The organism is Streptomyces sp. NPDC007875, from assembly GCF_042868035.1.
GTDB lineage: Bacteria > Actinomycetota > Actinomycetes > Streptomycetales > Streptomycetaceae > Streptomyces > Streptomyces antimycoticus.
The window spans coordinates 114917-134777 of the sequence record NZ_JBIADZ010000023.1 but is presented as its reverse complement, the minus strand read 5'-3'; the positions used below and the strand labels follow the sequence as shown (position 1 = coordinate 134777).

General features: G+C 69.6%; 35 protein-coding genes. 2 read left to right on the top strand and 33 right to left on the bottom strand.

The window, feature by feature from the left end; all coding sequences use genetic code 11:
- Positions 1 to 16: 16 nt before the first annotated feature.
- Together ACFYOY_RS36170 and ACFYOY_RS36165 are read left to right on the top strand one after the other, a co-directional pair.
- On the top strand, positions 17 to 202 hold the full coding sequence (locus tag ACFYOY_RS36170) for a hypothetical protein (RefSeq protein ID WP_388591814.1): 186 nt from the start codon (positions 17 to 19) through the stop codon (positions 200 to 202).
- Between the two features lie 9 nt (positions 203 to 211).
- Positions 212 to 556: a hypothetical protein gene (locus ACFYOY_RS36165; protein ID WP_388591812.1), complete on the top strand. Its 345-nt coding sequence runs from the start codon at positions 212 to 214 to the stop codon at positions 554 to 556.
- A 230-nt stretch (positions 557 to 786) separates the two neighbouring features.
- Here ACFYOY_RS36165 and ACFYOY_RS36160 read toward each other — a convergent pair whose 3' ends face one another.
- The 33 genes from ACFYOY_RS36160 to ACFYOY_RS36000 form a co-directional block, all read right to left on the bottom strand.
- The gene (locus ACFYOY_RS36160; protein WP_388591810.1) at positions 787 to 1251 is read right to left on the bottom strand and encodes a hypothetical protein; all 465 of its coding nucleotides are present in this window, start codon (positions 1249 to 1251) and stop codon (positions 787 to 789) included.
- A gap of 79 nt (positions 1252 to 1330) precedes the next feature.
- Positions 1331 to 1624: a hypothetical protein gene (locus ACFYOY_RS36155; RefSeq protein ID WP_388591808.1), complete on the bottom strand. Its 294-nt coding sequence runs from the start codon at positions 1622 to 1624 to the stop codon at positions 1331 to 1333.
- Positions 1621 to 2673 carry a DUF6292 family protein gene (locus ACFYOY_RS36150; RefSeq protein ID WP_388591806.1) on the bottom strand — a complete coding sequence of 351 codons (1053 nt, stop codon included), beginning with the start codon at positions 2671 to 2673 and terminating at the stop codon, positions 1621 to 1623. The genes ACFYOY_RS36155 and ACFYOY_RS36150 overlap by 4 nt, the downstream gene beginning before the upstream one ends.
- Before the next feature lie 25 nt (positions 2674 to 2698).
- Positions 2699 to 3139, bottom strand: a complete 441-nt coding sequence (locus tag ACFYOY_RS36145) for a hypothetical protein (RefSeq protein WP_388591804.1) — start codon at positions 3137 to 3139, stop codon at positions 2699 to 2701.
- Between the two features lie 345 nt (positions 3140 to 3484).
- Positions 3485 to 3856 (bottom strand): fic family toxin-antitoxin system, toxin component, encoded by a 372-nt coding sequence (locus tag ACFYOY_RS36140; protein WP_388591871.1) that lies wholly within the window; start codon positions 3854 to 3856, stop codon positions 3485 to 3487.
- 2 nt (positions 3857 to 3858) lie between these two features.
- Positions 3859 to 4119, bottom strand: coding sequence for a hypothetical protein (locus ACFYOY_RS36135; protein ID WP_388591802.1), 261 nt, complete (start codon positions 4117 to 4119; stop codon positions 3859 to 3861).
- 99 nt (positions 4120 to 4218) lie between these two features.
- Positions 4219 to 5007, bottom strand: coding sequence for a hypothetical protein (locus tag ACFYOY_RS36130; protein ID WP_388591800.1), 789 nt, complete (start codon positions 5005 to 5007; stop codon positions 4219 to 4221).
- Positions 5004 to 5333, bottom strand: coding sequence for a PadR family transcriptional regulator (locus tag ACFYOY_RS36125; protein WP_388591798.1), 330 nt, complete (start codon positions 5331 to 5333; stop codon positions 5004 to 5006). The genes ACFYOY_RS36130 and ACFYOY_RS36125 overlap by 4 nt, the downstream gene beginning before the upstream one ends.
- A 376-nt stretch (positions 5334 to 5709) precedes the next feature.
- Complete coding sequence (locus ACFYOY_RS36120; RefSeq protein ID WP_388591796.1) at positions 5710 to 5985, bottom strand: hypothetical protein; 276 nt, start codon at positions 5983 to 5985, stop codon at positions 5710 to 5712.
- A gap of 97 nt (positions 5986 to 6082) precedes the next feature.
- Positions 6083 to 6823, bottom strand: coding sequence for an NUDIX domain-containing protein (locus tag ACFYOY_RS36115; RefSeq protein WP_388591794.1), 741 nt, complete (start codon positions 6821 to 6823; stop codon positions 6083 to 6085).
- 96 nt (positions 6824 to 6919) lie between these two features.
- A complete protein-coding gene (locus ACFYOY_RS36110) occupies positions 6920 to 7270 on the bottom strand; it encodes a hypothetical protein (RefSeq protein WP_388591792.1) in 351 nt (116 codons plus the stop codon).
- 133 nt (positions 7271 to 7403) lie between these two features.
- Positions 7404 to 7739 carry a hypothetical protein gene (locus tag ACFYOY_RS36105; RefSeq protein ID WP_388591790.1) on the bottom strand — a complete coding sequence of 112 codons (336 nt, stop codon included), beginning with the start codon at positions 7737 to 7739 and terminating at the stop codon, positions 7404 to 7406.
- Positions 7740 to 7910: 171 nt separating this feature from the next.
- Positions 7911 to 8210 (bottom strand): hypothetical protein, encoded by a 300-nt coding sequence (locus tag ACFYOY_RS36100; protein ID WP_388591788.1) that lies wholly within the window; start codon positions 8208 to 8210, stop codon positions 7911 to 7913.
- A 169-nt stretch (positions 8211 to 8379) separates the two neighbouring features.
- On the bottom strand, positions 8380 to 9069 hold the full coding sequence (locus ACFYOY_RS36095) for a hypothetical protein (protein WP_388591786.1): 690 nt from the start codon (positions 9067 to 9069) through the stop codon (positions 8380 to 8382).
- Positions 9070 to 9160: 91 nt separating this feature from the next.
- Complete coding sequence (gene dnaN / locus ACFYOY_RS36090) at positions 9161 to 10300, bottom strand: DNA polymerase III subunit beta (RefSeq protein ID WP_388591784.1); 1140 nt, start codon at positions 10298 to 10300, stop codon at positions 9161 to 9163.
- A gap of 14 nt (positions 10301 to 10314) precedes the next feature.
- On the bottom strand, positions 10315 to 11466 hold the full coding sequence (locus ACFYOY_RS36085) for a hypothetical protein (protein ID WP_388591782.1): 1152 nt from the start codon (positions 11464 to 11466) through the stop codon (positions 10315 to 10317).
- 260 nt (positions 11467 to 11726) lie between these two features.
- A complete protein-coding gene (locus tag ACFYOY_RS36080) occupies positions 11727 to 11987 on the bottom strand; it encodes a WhiB family transcriptional regulator (protein ID WP_388591780.1) in 261 nt (86 codons plus the stop codon).
- Positions 11984 to 12475, bottom strand: a complete 492-nt coding sequence (locus tag ACFYOY_RS36075) for a hypothetical protein (RefSeq protein ID WP_388591778.1) — start codon at positions 12473 to 12475, stop codon at positions 11984 to 11986. The genes ACFYOY_RS36080 and ACFYOY_RS36075 overlap by 4 nt, the downstream gene beginning before the upstream one ends.
- A complete protein-coding gene (locus tag ACFYOY_RS36070; protein ID WP_364013902.1) occupies positions 12472 to 12714 on the bottom strand; it encodes a hypothetical protein in 243 nt (80 codons plus the stop codon). Before ACFYOY_RS36070 ends, ACFYOY_RS36075 begins: the two co-directional genes overlap by 4 nt.
- A gap of 92 nt (positions 12715 to 12806) precedes the next feature.
- Entirely contained in the window at positions 12807 to 13079 is a 273-nt protein-coding gene (locus ACFYOY_RS36065; protein ID WP_388591776.1) for a hypothetical protein, read from the bottom strand.
- Complete coding sequence (locus tag ACFYOY_RS36060; protein ID WP_388591774.1) at positions 13079 to 13792, bottom strand: hypothetical protein; 714 nt, start codon at positions 13790 to 13792, stop codon at positions 13079 to 13081. The genes ACFYOY_RS36065 and ACFYOY_RS36060 overlap by 1 nt, the downstream gene beginning before the upstream one ends.
- Positions 13793 to 13882: 90 nt before the next feature.
- A complete protein-coding gene (locus ACFYOY_RS36055) occupies positions 13883 to 14467 on the bottom strand; it encodes an AAA family ATPase (protein ID WP_388591772.1) in 585 nt (194 codons plus the stop codon).
- A gap of 308 nt (positions 14468 to 14775) precedes the next feature.
- A complete protein-coding gene (locus tag ACFYOY_RS36050; protein ID WP_388591770.1) occupies positions 14776 to 15417 on the bottom strand; it encodes a hypothetical protein in 642 nt (213 codons plus the stop codon).
- Between the two features lie 3 nt (positions 15418 to 15420).
- Entirely contained in the window at positions 15421 to 15831 is a 411-nt protein-coding gene (locus tag ACFYOY_RS36045; protein WP_388591768.1) for a hypothetical protein, read from the bottom strand.
- An 18-nt stretch (positions 15832 to 15849) separates the two neighbouring features.
- The gene (locus ACFYOY_RS36040; protein WP_388591766.1) at positions 15850 to 16062 is read right to left on the bottom strand and encodes a hypothetical protein; all 213 of its coding nucleotides are present in this window, start codon (positions 16060 to 16062) and stop codon (positions 15850 to 15852) included.
- 91 nt (positions 16063 to 16153) lie between these two features.
- The gene (locus ACFYOY_RS36035) at positions 16154 to 16360 is read right to left on the bottom strand and encodes a hypothetical protein (RefSeq protein WP_388591764.1); all 207 of its coding nucleotides are present in this window, start codon (positions 16358 to 16360) and stop codon (positions 16154 to 16156) included.
- A 56-nt stretch (positions 16361 to 16416) separates the two neighbouring features.
- On the bottom strand, positions 16417 to 16725 hold the full coding sequence (locus ACFYOY_RS36030; protein WP_388591762.1) for a hypothetical protein: 309 nt from the start codon (positions 16723 to 16725) through the stop codon (positions 16417 to 16419).
- A 128-nt stretch (positions 16726 to 16853) separates the two neighbouring features.
- Positions 16854 to 17129, bottom strand: coding sequence for a hypothetical protein (locus tag ACFYOY_RS36025; RefSeq protein ID WP_388591760.1), 276 nt, complete (start codon positions 17127 to 17129; stop codon positions 16854 to 16856).
- 147 nt (positions 17130 to 17276) lie between these two features.
- Positions 17277 to 17405: a hypothetical protein gene (locus ACFYOY_RS36020; protein WP_388591758.1), complete on the bottom strand. Its 129-nt coding sequence runs from the start codon at positions 17403 to 17405 to the stop codon at positions 17277 to 17279.
- A gap of 28 nt (positions 17406 to 17433) precedes the next feature.
- A complete protein-coding gene (locus ACFYOY_RS36015) occupies positions 17434 to 17928 on the bottom strand; it encodes a hypothetical protein (RefSeq protein WP_388591756.1) in 495 nt (164 codons plus the stop codon).
- A 91-nt stretch (positions 17929 to 18019) separates the two neighbouring features.
- Positions 18020 to 18502 carry a hypothetical protein gene (locus ACFYOY_RS36010; protein WP_388591754.1) on the bottom strand — a complete coding sequence of 161 codons (483 nt, stop codon included), beginning with the start codon at positions 18500 to 18502 and terminating at the stop codon, positions 18020 to 18022.
- A 373-nt stretch (positions 18503 to 18875) separates the two neighbouring features.
- On the bottom strand, positions 18876 to 19154 hold the full coding sequence (locus ACFYOY_RS36005; protein ID WP_388591752.1) for a hypothetical protein: 279 nt from the start codon (positions 19152 to 19154) through the stop codon (positions 18876 to 18878).
- Between the two features lie 122 nt (positions 19155 to 19276).
- Complete coding sequence (locus ACFYOY_RS36000; RefSeq protein ID WP_388591750.1) at positions 19277 to 19732, bottom strand: hypothetical protein; 456 nt, start codon at positions 19730 to 19732, stop codon at positions 19277 to 19279.
- Positions 19733 to 19861 lie beyond the last annotated feature (129 nt).

Sequence of the window (19861 nt, the reverse complement as noted above, 5' to 3'; positions counted from 1 at the left end):
CGGCTACCGTCGGCGTATGGCGCTGGATGATGAGATCGAGAAGGCTCGCGCGAGGCGGGATGCGGAGGATGCCGAGCAGCGGGAGAAGCAGCAGCGGCAGGAGCGCACCCGGCAGCGGCTGCTGGCACTGGCGGGCGACGCGGTGAAGAGGCTGGGCCCGTACGCGCGGCGAGAGACCGCGCAGTTCCTTCACGTCGTATAGCCGTCCCCGGTGGGCACCGTGACCGGGCGTGAGGGCAGAAAGTACCGGCAGGTGGACGGTCAGTGGTGCTGGCTGATGCGCGACGTGAAGCACCGCGAGGTCGACGGCATCGGCGCGGTGCGCACGGTGATCGTGCTGCTGCAGGACGGGCGCTTCGCCCGGGTGCGGCTGGACTGGCCGCGTCAGGAACCGGGGGTGTTCGTGACCTCGGTGGACGCCCACGAGCCGGTCGCTGCTGATTTCGTGGCGGACAAGTTCGCCAGCGCTCGGCTCAACGATGGGTGGATCGTCGAGCTGGAGAAGGACGTGGCGCGGGTTCTCGTCGACTGTGAGCGCGGCTCGGCGTCGGTGTAGCACGAGGGCAGGACGGGCCCTGGGCGGTCGGGCGCCCAGGGCCCGTCCTCATGCCAGCCGCAGCTCGACGTCACCGGCTTCAGGGCCCTTGTCGCCGCCCCTGCCGGTACGCGCGGCGACGCAACTCGTGAGCAAGCCCAGCTGGTGAGGCTACGAGGCAGGTACGGTACGCGGCAGGCCCTCGGGGGCAATTGGAGTGCTCCCGAGGGCCGTGGCTGTGACGATGCGGGTCACTGGGGCAGGATCGGGCGGTCGATATGGCGGTGCTCCACCTCGCAGCCGATCCCTGTGGCTCGCAGCCAGGCGCCGATCTCCTCGGCGACGGCGACGGATCGGTGGCGGCCGCCCCCGCAGACCACGTGGATGTCGACTCGGTACCGCTGGGGCGACCCGGCCCAGCGGCGGAGCGTGTCGGTCTCCAACAGGATGCGGGCCTTCTCGGCGTTCTGCTCGACCAATTCCTTCGCGCCGGGGGTGGCCATGACGTACTGGCGGACCTCCGGGTCCAGCCCGGTCTTGTGCAGCATCCGCTCGCGGACCTCCGGGTCCTCGGGCGGGTTGCGCAGAACTCGAGTGTCGACCAGTAAGGCGGTGCCTCGTGGCGCGTCGTGGTGCCCGTCACCGTAGGAGGTGATGACGCTCTGGACGTGGCGGTCGTCGTACAGGCTGCTGAGGTCTTGTGGTGTTGTCTCCATGCTGATTCATCCTCCATTCCGCCCTGGGGCGGTGGTAGTTGGAGTCGGCTGTTTCCTGTTTCCTGTTCGTGTGCGCAGTTCAGCCGCTCCAGTCCACGGCGTCGCTCACGGCTTCGATGCCTCGAGGGGTGTTCCCGCAGTGCCCGCACTCGCCGTTTCCGCCCACGTGCGCATTACGGCAGGTGGCGGCCTCGTTCTGGATGAGCGTGGTCAGCCACTCGACCTGACCTGGCTGGAGTGGGACGGCATGGCGTTCATCGCCGGACTCCAGCGCGAGCGTTGCGCGCGGAGCGTCGTCCTCGTCCGTGGTGTAAGCGTCAACCAGTTGCTGCAGAGCGGCTACCAGGGAAGCGATGTCGGCGGGCTGGTTCATGCGTTCTCCTCCGGAAAAGCCTTGGGCCGCTTGGAGCCCCTCCGGCTGTCGGTGAGCGCCTCGAGGAGCTCGGCCGGCTTCGGCTGCGCGCTGCTGCCGAGATAGCGGATGCCCTCGCCTTCCGGTGCGGTGCCGGTGTCCTTGCCGATCGGGTGGCGCCGGTTGGTCGCCGTACGCCATCCGTACCGCTCGTCCCACACCAGCGCCGGCACACGCTGGTCACTGCCGAGGATGATGGCGGATGCCAGGTAGCCGCCGGCCAGCTGGCGCACCTCGATCTCGGCCTGCTGAGCGACGTCGGCCTGGGCCAGGGCGTCGGCTACTTGCTGCACGTACGGGCGTGCCCGGCGGGCGCGCAGCTCGGCCTCCGCGACGACCGCGGCACCGCGGTGTGTGACGCGCGGGTATCCGAGTCGCTCGGCGGCCTGCAGCGGGGTGAGGTCAGGGTCGGTCTCGATCAGGTCGGCGATCCGCCGGCCCCGCACCTGCGCGAGGCCGGCCTGGGCGGTGGGGAACTTCGCCACGCCCAGCTCGTCGGCGGCCTCCGTGACGGTAATCGCCGGGTTGTCGTCGAGCAGCTCGGCGATCCGCGGCAGAAGCTGGTCTCGCGGGACCATGTCGCCGCTGCCGGTGCGGCGGCCACCGCCGGCACCGCGGCCGGGGCGGCCTTCCTTGAACTGGCGGACCACACCGCGCGGCCAGTGCTCCGTACCGCCGACCATGACGACGTGCTCGGCTAGCTGCGGGGCGCTCTTGTACCCGTTCCAACTGCCCGGCTCCACGCCCACCTCGGCCGCGGCCTCGTGCCGGTCCAGCAGGTCCTCGTCGTCGTCAGCATCCGTCAGTGCCGGAACGGGCTCTCCGGCATAGAAGGCGTCCGTCTGCTCGCTGTCCCACAGCAGAGCCCGGGAGTCCGGGGAGCTGATGGGGGCTGGGTGTCCTTCTTGGGTGTGCGGCTTCTTGTTCCGGAAGGTACCCAGCGGCATGCCCAGCCGAGCGGCCAGGTCAGCCATGGTCTGTACGCGCTCGAGGCGTCCGGCGCGGATCATCTTTCTTTTCTCCTTCGATCGGGCGTTAGGCAGTGGAGGGGTCCGGCAGACAGTTGGGCAGACATGGCTCTCCGGGCTCTGCGTGGCATCCGTCGCAGCCGCGGGCGGCGGCCGCGATCGCCGACTGGAGGTAGGCGAGGACGATGGCGGCATGGGTGAGCGGGACCACGCCCATGGCGGTGATGACGTACAGGGCGTGCGGGGCACGGCGCGTGGTGAGGACATGGGTGTCGACAGTGTGGCTGGGCTCGCACAGGACGAGTCCGGTGTCGTGGCGCTGCGTGGTGACGCCGCGGTCCGCCAGGGCGCGGGCGATCTGGTCGAGTTCGGTGCTCGCGGCGGCGGCCGTGGACGGCCAGGCGAGATGGACGCGGCCGGCGGCGCGTGTCACCGCGTCGGCGACGGTAGGAGCCTTGAGTTCCTGGGTGACGCCGCCGGTGCCGTTCCAGGCGAGGTAGACGGGCATGTGGGCTGCTCCTTGCTGAGGTGCTTTCGGTGCCGGCGTGCTGCCACCACACGTGTGCGACGTGAAAACAATACCCTTACTACATCACCATCATCAAGGAGCACATACCGCCCACAGCGCCGTGCGGATAGACTCGACGGTGAGACCGCCTTCTCGAGCTTCTCGCCAAGTGGGTTTTGACGGGCTCCTCGCGGAGTGTGTGTTTTCGGTTGGCCGGCGCCCTTGCCACCCGCTTCGGCGGATTGGGCGTCGGCCCCTTACATGTCTGCACTCTGCGTAGCGAAGCACCGACCCCCACAGCCCGGAGACGCGGTAGCCCGTCGGGCCAGACGAAGACCGGCGCGCTCAGGGCTTCCAGGTGCGCAGCTGCTCGGCGACGCGGACGGCGGTGCAGCGCGGATCGTAGAGCTCCCGGGCCAGGGTGGTGAGCTGGTCGCGGGTGGGGTCAACGGGAATACCGCTGGCGTTCAGGTACATCACGGCGACGGCGCAGGCGACCGTGAGGTTGGAGCGCTCGAGCCAGCGGCACCGGCCAAGGGTGTGGACCAGAGCGGCAGCACGGACGTAGGGCCCGTCATACACCGGCTGCTCGAGCAGTTCCGCGCGATGGCGGGCCACGGCCGCGATGGGCACGCCGAGGTCATCGGCCGCGGGGTCGCGTTGGCCGGCGCGTTCAGCGGCTTCCAGGATCCAGGACAGGTCGACGTACAGGGACATGCTCACGCAGCGGCGTCCCGGGGGCCGGCGGCGGCGTGCTGCGCGTCGAGACCAGCCTCCAGATCGGCGAGGAAGTCGCCGTGATCATCGATGAGGCGCTGCGCGGCGGCCATGCCCGCCGCCCGGACCCCCGTGGTGTCCTCGGCGATGAGGCGCTCCACGTATTTGTTGAAGTCCAGGCCGCGGGCGGCGGCGGCGTCCTTGCCGACGGCGAGCACATGCGGTGCCAGCCGGATCTGGGTCTGCTTCCTGTCGCTACTCATATCTCAAAGGTAGCAGGGTGGTAGCAGGAGTGGATGGGTTCTGCTGGATTCCTCCACGCACGCGGGTCCAGTCACCGCCGGGCCTTCCGTCCACGGCGGTCAGGTCCACGTGATGCCGATCGGATCATCGAACCGTGCTTCACCCGCTGCTTCGTCGATCCTCCCGAAGGAAATTTCTGTAGGAAACATGATTTCCTGGGCAGACGGTTCGTTTTCCAGCCACCTGATTCGAGGCGTTTCCGGCACTCCCGCATCGGCCGCCTCCGGGCAGCTCACCAGGACCGGGCAGGGCATCCGGAGCTGCCGAAGATGCTGTAGATCGTCAGCTCCAACGCCGTCGACGAGCACCATGCCATAGTCGCGCGCCAGATCCGTGAGGATCAGGTCCCAGCCGCTCGTCTGTGCTCCCTGCACAAGAATCGCCTGGACATCGATCATCAGCACGCGTCGGCCCGCGGTTTTCAAAGCCTCATGCACGGTGTGCATGTTCGCGGCCCCTGCGAGAATGTACACACCTCCCGACCACCTGGCTTCGGCCAGCTTCGCCGCGACGTGAGTAGCTGAAACGTGGCGGGCAAGGGCCGTCTTCGACATGAAGATAGTTTGACGATCCGCCCGAACCTCCGTGGCACGCACAGCCTTACGCGTCTGGGGCAGGTAGATCACGTATGAGACAGCGTGGAATAACCGCACCCATTTACCGGGCAGCTCGGCAAGTTCTGCTGCCCACTCTTCCCGGTAGCGTTCGATAGCGGCCGGTTCTCCCAGCCGTCCGGCCGCCCAGTGCGCCAGGCGTCGCGCCATCCAGGGCAAGCAGTCGGTTACCTCCGCGAGCAGCATGGGCAGGAGCACCGAGCCGAGAAGGAAGAGGGATAGTTCGGTACTCACCTGCCGCTCACCCAGCCCGGCCGCAGGGGAACGTGCTTGGGGGTCGCTGGAGCCGGTCGCCGCTCCGCCACAAGGGCGTTGGCACCAGCCGCATGCTCTGCGCTGAGTTGGTAGAAGCGACGCCGCGGCCCTGTTCGTTCGTTTGATTGCTCCCAGGTGCTGGTAACCCACCCGCAGCCTTCGAGCCGCCGCAGGATCGGCACCACGCTCCCGGTCGGGCGGCCGATCAGCTGAGCGATCTTCAGCCCGTACAAGTCGTCGTCACCAGCGAGAAGCACGCCCAGGACATCCACAGTCGCGTCCGTCACACGGAATGGATAAGACATGCGGGAAACTCTACCTAGCTAGAGATAGGTCTGCAGGCATTCTCCGGAAGCGCCCTGGATGTCTGGTCGGAGAACCGCCCTCGAGTCGGCCAAGGCCGACTGGCCGCCGACGGATTGAGCCAGGCAACGTCAGGGTGGACGCTGGCATTCGCGCTCGTTGATGTAGACGAGGTCCTCCCCGGATCCGGGGAGGACCTCCGTCTCGCGCCGTACCAGCCCACTGTGGTTTGACGGCACCAGACGAGGGCCCCATGGTCTCTGCCCTGCGCGGGACAGAGACCATGGCCAGCGGCTGTCCTTTCGCCCCGGAGTTGGTTGGGAGGCCCGGGGCGACCGGCTGAGTGGTTGGCGACCTGGCGGCCGCCCCGGGGCGGGGTCAGCCGATGGGCCGGGGCTCCTCAGCGGGCTCGTCCTGGTCCTCCCGCTCGTTCCCGGCGGACAGGCGCTGGCCCCGGGTGACCCTGGCGGCGTCCAGGTAGCGGGCCGCCTCGTCCTCGCCGATCTCGATGGCGTGCTGGCCGAAGACCAGGGCGATCAGGTCGGCCGAGGTGGCGGAGTGGTCCCCGAACATGCCCACCAAGTCCAGGGCGGCGTTCATGACATGACGGTGGCGGGCCCGGGCCTCGCGGCGGGCACGGCGCTTCTCGAACATCGGTCAGCTCTCCTTGGGGGCCGGTTCGGTGGTGGTCACCCACGGGCCCGCGAGGTTCTCGCGGCGCAGGGCGGTGAGGTGGTCGAGGATGGCCGTCTCACTTCTGGTTGAGGTATTCGAGGGCGCGCAGCAGCAGCGGGCGGTGCGCGGCGTAGAGGGTGCGCCCGGCCGCGGTGACCGCTGCTTCCAGCTGCTCGAGGGAGCCGAACGGCCACCAGCCCGCGTCCGTGGCGTCGCTACCGGCGGTGGCGGTGACCTGCTCGGGCAGCTGGTAGAGCGCGCTGGTGGACGCGACCCAGGCGTGGTCGGTGTTGCGCCAGTCGTCGACGACCTGGCGGCCGAGGATGATGGACTGCTGGTCGGCGAGGTCGACGCCGGTCTCCTCGCGCAGCTCGCGCCGCAGCGCGGCCGGGAGCGTCTCGTCCGGGTCGACCATGCCGCCCGGGATCGCCTCCACCCCGATGTCGTCGCGGGTGATCAGCAGCACCCACCCCCCGGCGACCACGATGGGGTCGGCGGCGGCATTCTCTGCCCACTTGCCCAAATTCCGTCCGGTGCGCCCGGTGCGCCCGTGCGGATGGAGCGGCCAGCCCCGCGCATCGACGGCGAACGGCACGAGTGCGTTGGCCTGGCGCTGCTCCCAGTCGTGCACCAGGTCGGGCGTGGGGTCCCGGTCGACCACCCAGCCGGGCACGTGCTGGGTCAGCGCCAGTGGCCGCAGCTCGGGCGGCGTGATCTCAACCGGTGCGTACCCCGGCCAGCTCACCGACCAGCAGCGCCGGTCCTCGGGCACGGTCACGCCGGGGTGGTCGATCGAGGCGTAGAGGGTCTCGTTCATGTTTCTCTCCTGGTCGGGCTGGTGGGTGCGGCCCGTCTCACGTAGGTGAGGGCCAGCTTCGTAACAGGGTTCAGAACAGTTGAATCGTGGCTGGCGTCAGGTGGTGGCAGGCTCCTTGAACGTGGCGACGAGCTTCACGAGGAGCCCCTCGGCGTCCATGAGGTGCCCAACCATCTGGCCGACGTTGGCCGTGTCGACCGGTGCGTTCTTGGCGGCGTACACGCGGACGGCTTCGATGGCCTCGGCCTGGTCGGCGGTGCGGACGACGTCGTCCGCGGCGCCCGTCGCGAAAGCGTTGGCGATCTGTGTGAGCAGTGCCTTGGCTGCCGTCAGGTGACCGGTGACCACTGTGGGACTGGTGAGGTCGGTGGGCCCCATCCCGGCCACGTAGGTCCGTGTGCCCTCGATGAGCACGATCTGTTCGGCGGTGCGGACGGTGTCGTGCATGAGGGTGTCCTCTCGAAGGCGTTGGCGCGATGGGTGGTTGTGAGACCGTCCCGTCTGTTCGGGGTGGCGGCACGGTGCGGGCCGGTCTGGTGATGGTCAGGCGGAGAGTGCGGCTCGCCGGCGGGGCGGATGCCTACAGCCAGTGGAAGGCGTCGCGGACCTGGCCGGCCGCGGCTTGCAGGTTTTCGGAGTGCAGGCGGTCGTCGAAGTCGAAGGGATCGTCCATGCCCTCGGTGACAGCGTCGGCCGCGGCGTCCAGGACGGCGGCGAAGGCGGTGTGCACGCCCGCGGCCTTGAGGGCCTGGACGACGGTGTCGTGGTCGGCACCGCCGCGGTTGACCGCCTCGGCGAGCAGATTCAGCGCGGCTGCTGCGGCGGGGGCGTAGTAGGCCAGCTCGCTATCGGCGTCGGCGCGGCCCTGGTCGACGGCGGTCTCGATGGCGGTGATGCGGGCGATTTCCTGCGACACGCGTTCCTCCGGTGTCTTGAGGTGGTGATGGGCCGTGGTCAGAGGGTGCGGGCGACGGCAGCAAATGACGTGCGCCTCGACATCGCCGGGAGCGGTGGTGCTGGTTCTCCCAACAACCCCATAATGCATTCTCCAGGTATGCATTTCAAGAGTATGCAGAAAGAATCTCGGTCATGCCGGATCTGCATCGCCAGGGCCGGGGCGGTGGACGGGTAGATCGAAGAGGGGGAGGTTCGTGTGCTCAAGCTCGAGGCGCTCCATGAAGGCGTCCCCCCTCGCCTGCACGCAGAGGGGGCACAGGTGCCGGGAGGTGACGATCCAGCCTCGGCTGACCATGTCCTCAGCCCAGGCCGGGTCCAGCCGCTGGGTGGGAAGGGTCAATTCGTAGTCTTCGTCAAGTCCTTGAGCATGGAAGGTGGCGCCGCAGCTGTCGCAGCTGACGACGTAGACGGTGCGGGGCACGAGGCTCATCGGTCCTCCGAAGGGCCGGGCCTGGCCAGCCATTGGCCAGGCCCGGCCAGTCGTAGAGGGAACGGGCTCTAGATGTGGTGTCTCAGGACATTGAGCGCACGGCCACGCTGAGGATCTCCTCGAGCCCGACCGCCAGTCATCGCGGCCGTGGCGCCAACCACCAGCACATCTAGAAGGGGGACTCGTCGAAATGGCCGGTGGCAGTGCTCACCCACGGGTCGTCATGGTGGGCGGGGACGGGCTCGTAGGCGGGGTCGGGGGTGTACCTGTCGCAGACGCTGTACTCACTGAACTCGGCGTCGTACGTCTTGCCGGTGCCGTGGCAGCCGGCGCAGTCGGCCGCGTGCGGGTCATCCTCCTCGCCGCGGTGGCAGGCCATGGGCTCCTCGTGGACGGGGCCGCCGTCGTTCTGCCAGATGACCGGTTCGACCACGAACCCGGCTCCGCTGCAGCCGCCGGGGCAGTTCGGCGGGTGCGGGTCGTTGTCTTCGAGGTGCCGCTGGTACTGGCCTCGCAGCCAGTCCCGGGCGGCCTGGGCGGGCAGGGTCATCTGCCAGTCGGCCCGGCGCAGCGCGTTGGCCGCGGCCGCGGCATCGGCGGCGTGCTGAGCGTCGTCCGGGGCGGCGAGGGCGACCAGGTCGGCGATGACGGCGCGCAGCAGCAGGGCGGTGCGTTTGCGGTCGGCGGTGTAGTCGGGGGTGAAGGTGTTGTCGCCGCGGATGGTGGCGTACCGGGTCCAGAACTCTTCCTGCACCAGCTCGGTCAGCAGCCGCGGGATGGAAGGTGTCGGGTCGTAGGCGGGGTGGACTGGCGAGTCGGCTTCCTCGGTCGGCGTTGAGGCGGAGATGGCGATGGCCACGGGTGGGTCCTGTCCTGTCGGCGGGGTTGGTTGGGAGGCCCGGGGCGGCCGGCTGAATGGTTGGCGACCTGGCGGCCGCCCCGGGGCGGGGTCAGCTGGGGAGTCGGATCGGCATGATCAGGTAGGTGAGCGCGTCGTCGCCCAGGTCGTTGCCGTCCTTGTCGAGGCCGTTGAGCACCGCGGGCTTGCCCGGGCCGACGATGCCGAACTGGATGGAGTGGGTGCCGAGGGCATCGAGGCCGTCCAGCAGGAAACCGGGGTTGAAGCCGATGGTGAGCGGGGCGCCGGTCACGGTGTCGAAGTGAGCGTCGATCCGGTCACGGGCCTGCGCGTCGTCGCTGCTGCCGGCGGTCAGCGACAGTACGCCCGGGCTGAAGTGGAGCCGGACGGGGGTGTTGCGTTCGGCGACGACAGCGACGCGCTTGACCGCGGCGATGAGCTCGTCCCGGTCGACGATGGCGGTGCCGGCGAACTCGGTGGGCCACAGCTTCTTGTAGTCGGGCAGCTGGCCGTCCAGCGCTCGCATGGTGGTGCTGCGGGAAGGGCCGGACATGCCGAGGACACCCTGGCTGGCGGGGAGGGCGAGGTCGGCCTGCTCGGCGTCGGCGAACATCTTGGAGGCGTCCAGCAGGGCTTTGGCAGGGACGAGGGCCTGGCCGCTGGTGGTGTCGCTGGTGGGCTTCCAGGAGATGGTGCGGACGGCGAAGCGGTAGCGGTCGGTGGCGGCCAGGGTGAGTTTGCCGTCGGTGACGGTGAGCTGAACGCCGGTCAGGATGGGCAGGGTGTCGTCGCGGCCGGCGGCAGCGGCGACCTGCGCGACCGCCTGGTTGAGGTCGTTGCCGGTCACGGTGCCGGATGCGTCGCCGGGCTGGGGAAGGGCCGGGTATTCCTCCTGCGGCAGGGTGTGCAGGGTGTAGCGGATGTTGCCTGAGGTGATGCTGACCAGGCTGGAGCCGTCCAGTTCGATGTCGATCGGGTGCTTGCCCTTGAGGGTGCGGGTGATGTCGACCAGCAGGCGGCCGGGGACCAGGACGGTGCCGCCGTCGGTGACGTCGGCGTCCGTGGTGGCCTTGGCCGAGACCTCGTAGTCGAACGCGGCGACAGTCAGCTGGCTGCCGGTGGCTTCCAGCTTGACGGCGGACAGGGCGGCGACGGGCGGCCGGCTGGGCAGGGCGCGGGCCGCGTCGGCGACGGCGGCGGCGAGCGGGGCGAGGTCGATGCGGAACTTCATGACGTGGGGTCCTTTCAGACGGCGGTGTCGATGCGGGTGGCCCACTGCTGGGCGGCTTCGGGGACGGGTACGCCGCGCATGGCCTGGATGACCAGCCAGCTGTCGCGGCCGGGGGTGGAGTCGGGGCTGCCGTATCCGGCGGCGGCCATCTCCTCCCACGCTCGGGCGGGCGCCGCGGTGTAGCAGGCGCTGCACAGATCGATCCCCAGAGGGTTCGGTGCCCACCAGCAACCGCCGTCGCAGGCTGCGGTGTCAGTGCATCCGCACGCGCGGCATACGGCGATCTCCTGGCTGCTGGCGTGGAAGGCCGGGTCCTTGCCGAAATCGAGTGCCGGCCATTGCTGCTGGCAACGGGAGCAGGTGTGGACCTGGCCCATGTAGTCGTAGCGGCCGGGCAGCCACTGCTCCTTCGTGCTGCGGCTGGCCCGGCCGCACGCCGGGCAGCGCTCCAGCGCAGCGCGGTCCTCGACCCTCACGCCGTCGACCCGCACGTGGGTGACGGGGACGGCACGCGGCGCGCCGCGCTCGCACAGGGAGAATCGGCAGTCGGAGCGGGTGGGGTATGCCTCTCCGCGGCCCCAGGCGTACTGCGGTGCCAGCGAGGGGTTCCGGGAGAGCGTCTGGGGGTCGGGGAGGTAGCGCGTGTCGTACATGGCACGCGGCCAGGCACTGACGGCGGCGGCGAACTGGCGGGCCGGGACGTGGCCGAGAGCCACCAGCCAGCCGCCTTCCTCGCCGAGCTCGATGAGCGGTACGCCGTGGAGGGTGAGGCCGAAGTCGGCTTCGGTGAGGGTGAACGCCGCGGCGTCCATGGGGTACTGGTCCTCGGGGACGATGGCGATGGCCCGCAGGCCGACGCCGTTGATCGTGGTGCGGAAGGTGTGGCAGGCCCCCTCGACGGTCATCTGAACGCCGAGGGTGGTGGCCCAGGTGGCCACGGCGGCGGTGTCGCCGTCGGCGAGGACGACGTTGAGGCTGTGGGTGGGCTGGCCGGGCATGGGGCGGATTGCTGCGCTGATGTGAAGATCGACGCAGGGCAGTTCGGGGTGCGTGGCCATGAGGTGCTCGGCCAGCTCGGCCACGCCGGTGTCGGAGCCAAGGGAGCTGGTGCGTAACCAGTCCAGGGAGTGGGTGCGGGAGCCGAGGGTTGCGGATGAGGCGGTCACCACGGTCCTTCCTATGTGTGGCGGGTGTCCGGGCGTCGGGAGATAGTCGGCCGCCCGGGGTGGGTTTCAGCGGTTGGGGGCGGAGGCGGTGAGGTGAGTGCGCAGATGGCAGTCGCCCTCGTGTTTCCAGAGCGGCCCTGGTGCTGTCGGTCTGGCGCCAGGTGCAGGCGCTGCAGCGTGCGACGTATCCGGTCCGTCCGGTGCAGCCCGATGTCGGATGCTTCGGCCGGCCGGTGTTGTGTCGCGGGGGTTTCCGGTGATCATGTGGACTCCTCAGCTGCAGCTCGGAATTCGCGGCGCAGGCGATTGCGATCGTTCCGGCTGGTTCCGACCCAGACGCCGTAGTGGGTCTTGGAGGGGTTGTCGAGCGCCCAGGCCAGGCACTGCTCCTGCACACGGCAGGACCCGCACAGCAGCTGGGCCTCTTTGCGGTCGTCGTCTTTCTTGGAGAAGAACAGCTCGGGGTCGGCTCGGCACGGTTCGCTGCCGGTGAGGCGCGGGTACGGTGCGCGGCGGCTCATGACGGCTTCTCCCACTCCTGCGGCCGCACGTTGCCCAGCACCCCGACGGTCGGGAGTAGGAGCTCGAAGGGCTCCCATGCCTCGAGCTGGTACAGGTCCAGCAGGTCGACGCCGAGCTCGGCCCCGGCCGAGTGGTCGTTGAGCGCCAGGTCCTTCTCGGGGAGGGCGCAGGCGTCGCCGTCGTCGTAGGAGTCGGGGGCCGCGTCGAGGTCGAGGTCGGTGACGAAGATGCCTGTGTCGGTGCGCTCAAGGATGTACAGCCGCCGGACGGGGGCTTCGTCGGGGTCGATGTCCGGGCGGCGGACCCAGGTCTGGCGGGTGGCGGCGATGACGGCCGGGTCGCCGACGTCGGCCTGCTCGGTGATCCGCTGGTAGGCATCAGCGGAGTCGAGGTGTTCGCGGTCGATGAGGTCCTGGACGGCGGCTGTGAGGTGGTCGCCGAGGGCCGAGGCGCCGATGAGGTCGGTCAGGAACTTGAGGTAGGTCACGGGCCGACCTTCCTGACCTCGACGGCCGCCAGGAGAACCTGGAGGGCGGAGGAGTTGTAGGCGTGCTTGGAGCTGGCGGGGCGGCCGCAGGACCAGCAGTCGCTCTCGGCTCCTGCCCAGCTGACCGCGCAGGGCTTGCACACGAAGCTGAAGCTGGTGGAGCGGGTGCGCTGGCCGATGGTCCGCAGGATGGCGGCCACTGCGGCGTCGGGGCGCCGGACACGAACGGAAACGGGCATGATGGGTTTCTCCTTCTCCACGCTGTTGCGGGGTGAGGGGCCCGGGACGGCCGACGGTTTCTCAGGCCAGGTGCGGCCGTCCCGGGGCGTTGTCAAAGGAGGATCGGCCTCTTTTCGGCTTCCTCCCACCGGAGCTCCCAGTCGGGACGCAACCCGCGGGCGGACCAGTCGGCGCGGCAGATGCCGGTGGGGATCGGCTGGTCCGACATGGCGTGCAGCTGGGCGATCTCGCAGACGCGCAGGGCGGCGGCTATGGCGGCGTTACCGTCCTCGGCGAGGCCGGTGAAGACGTGCACGCCTCGCGGACGTTGGGTGTCGTCGCGGTGCTGGATGGGGACGTCGATCTCCCACATGGTGCGGCTCATCAGTCCTCGGCCTGCGCATCGGGCTCGTACACGGAGGTGGCGGTGACGGGAACGACGACGTAGCCGGTGATGTCTTCGTCGTCCTCGCCGGGCCCGAACACCGACAGTTCCTCGGCGGCGTCGGGGCTGCCGTTGTCGGGGATCCAGCCCGGGGTGAGGCCCGGCTGCTTGGTGTCGTGCTTGGCCATGTCCTCGCCGTGGGCGCGGGCAGCGTCGCGGTTGGTGTAGTGGCCGAGGGTGACCAGGTCCTCGCTGTGCTCGGCCCGGTAGATGGTGGCCTTCACCGGCTTGCCGGGGACCAGCTGCGTGATGCCGGGCAGTGCGGCCTCGGCGCGGTCCAGGCGCTGCTGGAGCTGGTTGATGTGGGCGAGGATGCGCGGCCTGTCGTGGTCCCGGGCGGTGACCAGGTCGTGGATGTCGGTGCGGCGCTGGTCATCGAGCGGGTCCTCGCCGGGGTCCCAGGTGTCCAGCTCGATCTCGAGGATGTGGTCGGTGACCTTATAGCTGGGCGGGGTGGACCAGCCGGTGATCTCGCCTTCGCTGTTGCGGGTGACGTGGGTGAGAGCGGACTGGCGCCAGACGGAGAGGTCGCCCTCGCAGTCGGTCACGAAGAAGGGGTCGTCGTGGGCGGCCTGAACGCGGTCGCGGATGGCGGTGAGCCAATCGGGATGGGCCGGTTGGATCAGCTCCGGGGGGTTGCTGGGAATAGTCACGTGGTTCTCCTGGTCCATCGGAGGTCGGGCGGTCGAGCGCCGTCCGGGGTTCAGGGAGAGGCGGGCGACTTCCATCACCCATCAAGAAAACTATAACCTACATCGATCACCATTGTCTATCGTGAGGCCCTCTGCAGCGGTCGCGCCCGGAGAGGCCGAGTCCAAGCGGCAGGCAGACAGGGCGGCTATGACGTGGGAGCTGATGATCCGGTCGAAGCCCTCGGCCGCATGGTCGAAGGAGGCAGCCAGCCCGTACTGGCTGCCCACGATCTCCTTCGGAACACGGCGGTTGGCAGGCCGCCGGGCATTACGCCGCTGGCACTCCGCCAGCGAGGTCTCCATCCGGATGGCGATGAGCGGAACGTTGTGCCGACGAGCGGCGGCGACGAGCTTGGCCCGGTCGGCCGCCTTCGCGTTGGTCGCGTCGACATAGCACCCCAGCTGCCGCGCCAGCCGGGCCTCCAGGATCAGCTCCAGGACGGCGACCGCATCCGGGGTGGCGCTCTGGTCCCCCGCATCGCCGGCCACCATCTCGCGGAAGGCATCGAGGGAGAGGACAGCGTCGGCCGGCCACGCCCTGGACAGGGTGCTCTTGCCGGATCCGGCGGCGCCGACCGGCACGTACAGCCCGTGCGTGGTATCGATCGAGTTGGCCATGAGGCTGGAAGAGGTCATGAGAACTCCGTTCGGTCGCGGTGCCGGGCCCAGCTCGGAGTACCGGGCTGCGGCGGTCAGGATGCTTTCGGCTTGCGCAGGCGGCGGGGCCTGGAGGCACCAGCGGGGTTGTCCGGAGGGCGCTTCCCGGTGCGGCCCCACGTACCGGGCGCGACTCCCGCCGGGTTGACCGGGCCGGGATCCGGGGCCTTGACCTCTTGGCCGCGCGGGGTGATCTCATACCAACTGGCCATGGCAACTTCCTGATCAGCGAGTGTGGATGTTGACGTTGGTGGCTTGACGCCCGTTGGCGGTCAGCGTCGGCATGCTCACCGGGCCATCGCGCGCAGGCGGTCGACCGTGCGGGTCACCGCGGCGTGGAGTTCATCGACGGTGCGGCCGGCGGCGTCATTCCAGACGGTGACGTCCGCCCCGAGCGTTTCCGCCAGAGCCGCCGTCGCGGCAGAGGCGAGGATGCTCGGCTCGTATGCCTCGGGAGGACGCGGATGCCCCTCCGCGGCGATGTGGATGGCTCCCCGGACACCTACACGGCACTGTTCCGGGGCCAGGCCCTCCTCGTCCTCCTGGTCGGTGTCGAAAGCCTCACCCTGCCACCAGCCATTGACCGTGATCACGTCGAGGGCCTGGGCGAGGAGATCGGCGATCTCGGTGGTAGTGGGCACGTAGGGCGGGGTGGGCAGCCGCGGTGCGCCGTAGACGTCCCACGTGCCGTCGTGCTCATCGATGGCCTGGGCGAGTGCCGACGTGCCGGTCACGTTCGCGTCGGTCCAGTCGGCCATGCCCCGGATTGCCGCGACGAATTGCTGTGCCGCCGCCGTACTCACCCACGTTGCCGGCAGGCGGCGGTTGGATGCGGTGTGGATGACGAAGCAGGCGTCGGGGTGGTCGGGGAACAGCGGCGGCGCAGGTTCGACAACGAGGCCGGGGACACCGGTGAGGCGGTCCGTCATGTCTCAGGCTCCTTCCGCTTGAGGGCTGGTCAGGCAGGCCGTCGGAGTGGATCGGGTGGTGATCTGGAGAGCGGTGCACTCGGCAGCGTGCTGCTCGGCGTCGTTCTTGGAGCGGATCCGGGCGATGTAGCCCGGGTCTTCGGTGCCGCAGCCGTGACAGGCCCACGAGTACGCGGTGTGGCCGGTGTGGGTCTGCGTCCTGGTGACGGTGACGAGTGCTCCGGCCTGGTTGTGGAAGGCGAGCTTGGTCCCCTGGGGGATGACGGGACACGCGGTGAGTTTGGCGAGGTCGGTGTAGACCTTGGCCAGGGCGATGAGGAGGTGGGGCGCGCGGTCGTGGTCGGCCTGCAAGAGGACAGCGTGGGCTTCGTCAGCGAGCTGCCGGGCCTTGTCGGCGTCGTTGAGTGTGGTCACGGTGTGGGCTCCGGGACTTCAGGCGGAAACGTGGCGGGTGAGCTGGATGGGCGTGTGCTCGTCGCCGCTGCTCCTGACCCCGGTGGCGAGGTCGCGGGAAGCCTGCTGGAGGAGCGCGGCCTGGCCGTGCTGAGCGAGGATGGCGTGCCAGTGCTCGGGCCAATTGCTGGAGTGGCCGAGGATCTGGGTGAGGGAGTACCAGTCGGCGGTGGTGGCGCGGGGGTGGTCCATGGCGGGCTCCTCGGGTTGTGGTGCGGGCGGGCGGTGGGTGGGCTGGCGGTTCTCCTCACCGCCGGTACGGGACCGGCGGATCGGGCAGCCGTCAGTCCTTGCGGGTGCGGGTGATCTCCTCGGCGTAGACCGTGGACAGGCCACCGGTGGAGTCCTCCTGGATCTGGACCAGGTCGACCGGGGTCCCGCCGACGACAGGCGTGCTGGTGGCGACGACGACGCCGGTCTCGCCGCCCTTGTGACCGGTGGGCTGGAACGGGTTGGTGACGGTGGCTTCCTGGCCGCGCTTAAGGTTCATGAGGTTCCTTCCTGGTCAGTGACTTGGTGGGCGGGGTGGGCTGGGTCGGAGCAGGGTCAGAGCATCAGCTCGTAGTCGTCGAGAAACCCCGAGGCGTTCAACAGACGCTGACCCGCCCTGTTCAGGAGGACCTGCTGCTCGCTGCCGTCGCTGGTGCGGGCCTCGGCGAGCAGGGTCGCGGCGGCGTCCACGTCGTCGCTGTCGATCCCGGTGTCGTCCAGGTTCTCGCTGGCGATCTCCAGCTGGCCGATGAACTCGTCCAGGTCGGTGGCGGGTGTCTCGTCGGCGACGACGGCGACCTTCTCGGCGTAGCGGTTGATGATCTGCTCGAAGGTGAGGGTGGTGATGGTCTCAGCGGTGGTCATGTGGTTTCTCCCTGGTCGGGTTGGGGTGATCTGGTCTTGCTCGGCGCCCACCAGCGGGGGTCTGATGGGCCCGGGCCTTGCCGGGCCGGGGGCGGGGGCGGGGCCGGAGCCCTTGCCAGTAGAGGGGCTCAGACGGTGTGTGTGATGAGGCGGGCGATGCGCGTCTCGGGGAAGCTGATCGCGTATCCGTCGGTCAGTCCGATCTCGATCCAGTCCCCGACCTCCGAGTAGGACTGGACGACGGTCTTGATGTTGGCGCCGGTCGTCGTCGTGACCATGCCGTGGGGCGTGGGATGGCCCTTGCGGTAGACGGCGCCGTCGAGGGTGACGATCTCGAAATACACCTCCTCCGGAGCGGCGGTCTGATCGGCGGTGGTGTCGAGGGTGTTGGTGACGGTGGCCATGAGTTGCCTTTCTGATGGCGAGGTGGTTGGGGTGGTGCTGGTCGTGCTCGGCACGCCAGGGGTGCTGGCGGGTCTCGCCGTGTGGCCAGGTCCGGGGTGGCGGGGCCGGCGCCTCTCAGCTCGGCTTGGGCCCCGCCCGAGGGGTGGTTAGGGGGTGTGGCTGTCCTTGCGGCCCATGTGCACCTCCTCCCTGTCGGTCGGGACGGAGATCGCCCATAGGGAGACGGCCATCCCGACGGAGTAGAGCACCGCGGCGATCAGTAGAGGCAGGAACATCGCAGGCTCCTCCGGGTCAGCGGCTTTCCTACTTGGCGGCCGCGATGAGCGCGGCGAGGGTCTCGGCCCCGTGGTGCCATGCCTGGTCGAGGGCGTACGCGCCGTTCATGCCGTGGTCGGCGAGCTTGAAAAAGCGCTCCTTGCCGAGGCGCTTGGCTAGGCACTGCAGGACACCGTTGGGTACGCGGCGGTCCGCGATGTAGTGGGTGATGCCGCTGAGGGCCAGGGCGCCAGCGACGGCGCCCGGGTGCAGCCGGACACCAACGGCGCGAGAGCCAGCCATCAGGACCAGGCCCTGGGTGGCGGTGTAGGTGACGCAGTGCCATGCGCAGGCCCGGCGGCCCTCGGCGGTGCCGTTCTTCCTCTTTTCGTCAGTCTTCTCGTTGGTGGTGGTGACCGGGGCGGAGTCGCTGGCGCCCTTGGCCTGGGCGCAGTAGTCGGATTGGACCCAGTGGTCGGCGACGTCGGCGGCCGCGCGGAGCAGGGCGTAGGCGGTCGTGAACTTCGCTGCGCGATGCGTCATTGTGGTTCTCCTTGTTCCGTTGTTTCGGGATGGGCAGGGCCCGGGGCGGTCGGTTTTCCTTGGCTGGGATGGCGGCCGTCCCGGGGCGTGGCTACTTGCTGACGTGGCCGTTGCGGGTGTTGGTAACGACGTCCAGGTCGGGGCGGTTGGAGACGCCGCGCAGTCGGATGTTGCCGTTGTGGGCGCGGGCCTCGATGCGGCCGGTCGCGGCGGGCGAGGCGGCGAGGTCGACGTTGCCGTTGTGTGTGATCAGCCGGGCGGCGCCGCCGCCGTAGCTGCCGATGTAGGTGCTGCCGTTGTGGGTCTCGATGTCGGCCCACTCGGTCACGCTTTGCAGGTCGTTGTCGCCGTTGTGGCCGCGGACCTGGATCCGGCCGACGATGCCGACGGTCAGGCCGCCGTTGTGGGTGTCCAGGTCGAGCGCGGCGAGGACGCCGGTGACCGTCAGGCCGGCGTTGTGGGACCGCATCTGGACCCCGGACCCGGCGGGCAGGGTGATCAGCACCTCGACCCCGCTGGACACCGTCGCGGTGCCGCCACCGGTGATGACCCGGCCGTCCTCCGTGATCGTCATGGCGGTGACCGTGCCGTAGACGGTGCCGCGGATCACCTGGGTGGACGCGCGGGTCGGGCGGGCAGGGCCCGGGGAGGACTCCCGCCTGTGCGATGAGGGTGTTGGTGTCCGGAAGGGCGATTCCGGTGCTGTCTGGGGTGTCGTCGGCGAGGGCGGCGGCCAGTTCTTCGGCGAGTGCTTCGGCGAAGGCTGCGTCGACCGCGGCGGCGAGGGCCGCGTCGGACCAGAAGGTCCGCGGCGCGGTGGTCGCGGCGGATGCGGGCATGGCGAAGCCTTCCTGTCTGCTGAGGTGGTGCGGGTTGGGAGGGCACGGGGCGGTCGGCTGAGTGGTTGGCGACCTGGCGGCCGGCCCCGGGAGCGTGCGTGAGCGGTGCTACTTGGTGGTCTGCGTGCGGTGCCTCTTGGTCTGCTTGAGGATGTGGTCACGGGTGACGCCGAGGAAGTTGACCGCATCGGTCTTCGCGCCGTGGTAGGCGCCGGTCAGCAGGGCGTCGATGGTCCTCCAGTAGTCGGCTTCGGCGTTCGCGCGGAGCTTGTCGGTGTCGTCGAAGACCTTGTCGCGCTTGGCCTTGGCGGCCTCCAGGCCCTTCTCCAGCTCCCGGCGGGCCTGGTCTTTGCTGCTCTCGGCGGTGTTCTCGGATCGGGGGGTCATGTGGCTTGCTCCTCGCGGTGTGAGGGACGATGGTTCCGGCCCCCTGCTCCGGTTGGAGCGGGTTGGGAGGCCCGGGGACGGTGGCTGAGTTTGGCGACCTGGACGCCGTCCCCGGGGCGTAGCTATCGCAGGCTGGTCTCGTCAGCGGTGGCTGCGTGGAGTGCGGCGACCTGGTCGGGGCCGTAGCCGATGTTCTGGTCGGCGTGGCGCAGGTGCAGCACGGCGGCGAGCAGCCGCTGCTTCTCGTCCTCGTCGCCGCGTGCGCCGTACTGGGTGCTGAGGGCACGGAGTATCTCGAGCAGCTCGGGCACCAGGTCGCTGGTGCGGAGGCTGTCCAGGACCTCGTCGGGGTCAGCACCCATGGTGATGTCGGTGCGCAGTTGCCTCAGGCCCTCGGCGATTGCATAGGCGATGCCTCCGTCCCAGCGGTCGGGGTCGACCAGGTCGATGAGCCCCTCGGCGATGACGTCGAGCACGACCCTGGCGGCGGCGATGCCGATGCTGTAGGTCACGATCGTCCAGTCGTCGGCGGTGGCGATCCATGCCGGGCCGGTGTGGCTGATCCACAGGATCGCCATGACGGCGATGGTGGCGGTGGCGGCGGGGTCGCTGAACCGGATGATCTGGCGCAGCGCTCGGGTGGTGAGGCGGCGGGCTGTGCCGACCGGCTGGGGTTACCGCTGGCGGGGGGCTGTTTGGCCTGGGCG

Bases quoted from the DNA above. Each gene is read 5' to 3' on its own strand.
- ACFYOY_RS36170 (WP_388591814.1), top strand. From the start codon at position 17: ATGGCGCTGGATGATGAGATCGAGAAGGCTCGCGCGAGGCGGGATGCG.
- ACFYOY_RS36160 (WP_388591810.1), bottom strand. From the start codon at position 1,251: ATGGAGACAACACCACAAGACCTCAGCAGCCTGTACGACGACCGCCAC.
- ACFYOY_RS36155 (WP_388591808.1), bottom strand. From the start codon at position 1,624: ATGAACCAGCCCGCCGACATCGCTTCCCTGGTAGCCGCTCTGCAGCAA.
- ACFYOY_RS36150 (WP_388591806.1), bottom strand. From the start codon at position 2,673: ATGATCCGCGCCGGACGCCTCGAGCGCGTACAGACCATGGCTGACCTG.
- ACFYOY_RS36145 (WP_388591804.1), bottom strand. From the start codon at position 3,139: ATGCCCGTCTACCTCGCCTGGAACGGCACCGGCGGCGTCACCCAGGAA.
- ACFYOY_RS36140 (WP_388591871.1), bottom strand. From the start codon at position 3,856: ATGTCCCTGTACGTCGACCTGTCCTGGATCCTGGAAGCCGCTGAACGC.
- ACFYOY_RS36135 (WP_388591802.1), bottom strand. From the start codon at position 4,119: ATGAGTAGCGACAGGAAGCAGACCCAGATCCGGCTGGCACCGCATGTG.
- ACFYOY_RS36125 (WP_388591798.1), bottom strand. From the start codon at position 5,333: ATGTCTTATCCATTCCGTGTGACGGACGCGACTGTGGATGTCCTGGGC.
- ACFYOY_RS36120 (WP_388591796.1), bottom strand. From the start codon at position 5,985: ATGTTCGAGAAGCGCCGTGCCCGCCGCGAGGCCCGGGCCCGCCACCGT.
- ACFYOY_RS36115 (WP_388591794.1), bottom strand. From the start codon at position 6,823: ATGAACGAGACCCTCTACGCCTCGATCGACCACCCCGGCGTGACCGTG.
- ACFYOY_RS36110 (WP_388591792.1), bottom strand. From the start codon at position 7,270: ATGCACGACACCGTCCGCACCGCCGAACAGATCGTGCTCATCGAGGGC.
- ACFYOY_RS36100 (WP_388591788.1), bottom strand. From the start codon at position 8,210: ATGAGCCTCGTGCCCCGCACCGTCTACGTCGTCAGCTGCGACAGCTGC.
- dnaN (WP_388591784.1), bottom strand. From the start codon at position 10,300: ATGAAGTTCCGCATCGACCTCGCCCCGCTCGCCGCCGCCGTCGCCGAC.
- ACFYOY_RS36080 (WP_388591780.1), bottom strand. From the start codon at position 11,987: ATGAGCCGCCGCGCACCGTACCCGCGCCTCACCGGCAGCGAACCGTGC.
- ACFYOY_RS36070 (WP_364013902.1), bottom strand. From the start codon at position 12,714: ATGCCCGTTTCCGTTCGTGTCCGGCGCCCCGACGCCGCAGTGGCCGCC.
- ACFYOY_RS36065 (WP_388591776.1), bottom strand. From the start codon at position 13,079: ATGAGCCGCACCATGTGGGAGATCGACGTCCCCATCCAGCACCGCGAC.
- ACFYOY_RS36055 (WP_388591772.1), bottom strand. From the start codon at position 14,467: ATGACCTCTTCCAGCCTCATGGCCAACTCGATCGATACCACGCACGGG.
- ACFYOY_RS36050 (WP_388591770.1), bottom strand. From the start codon at position 15,417: ATGACGGACCGCCTCACCGGTGTCCCCGGCCTCGTTGTCGAACCTGCG.
- ACFYOY_RS36040 (WP_388591766.1), bottom strand. From the start codon at position 16,062: ATGGACCACCCCCGCGCCACCACCGCCGACTGGTACTCCCTCACCCAG.
- ACFYOY_RS36035 (WP_388591764.1), bottom strand. From the start codon at position 16,360: ATGAACCTTAAGCGCGGCCAGGAAGCCACCGTCACCAACCCGTTCCAG.
- ACFYOY_RS36030 (WP_388591762.1), bottom strand. From the start codon at position 16,725: ATGACCACCGCTGAGACCATCACCACCCTCACCTTCGAGCAGATCATC.
- ACFYOY_RS36025 (WP_388591760.1), bottom strand. From the start codon at position 17,129: ATGGCCACCGTCACCAACACCCTCGACACCACCGCCGATCAGACCGCC.
- ACFYOY_RS36020 (WP_388591758.1), bottom strand. From the start codon at position 17,405: ATGTTCCTGCCTCTACTGATCGCCGCGGTGCTCTACTCCGTCGGGATG.
- ACFYOY_RS36015 (WP_388591756.1), bottom strand. From the start codon at position 17,928: ATGACGCATCGCGCAGCGAAGTTCACGACCGCCTACGCCCTGCTCCGC.
- ACFYOY_RS36010 (WP_388591754.1), bottom strand. From the start codon at position 18,502: ATGACGATCACGGAGGACGGCCGGGTCATCACCGGTGGCGGCACCGCG.
- ACFYOY_RS36005 (WP_388591752.1), bottom strand. From the start codon at position 19,154: ATGACCCCCCGATCCGAGAACACCGCCGAGAGCAGCAAAGACCAGGCC.
- ACFYOY_RS36000 (WP_388591750.1), bottom strand. From the start codon at position 19,732: ATGGCGATCCTGTGGATCAGCCACACCGGCCCGGCATGGATCGCCACC.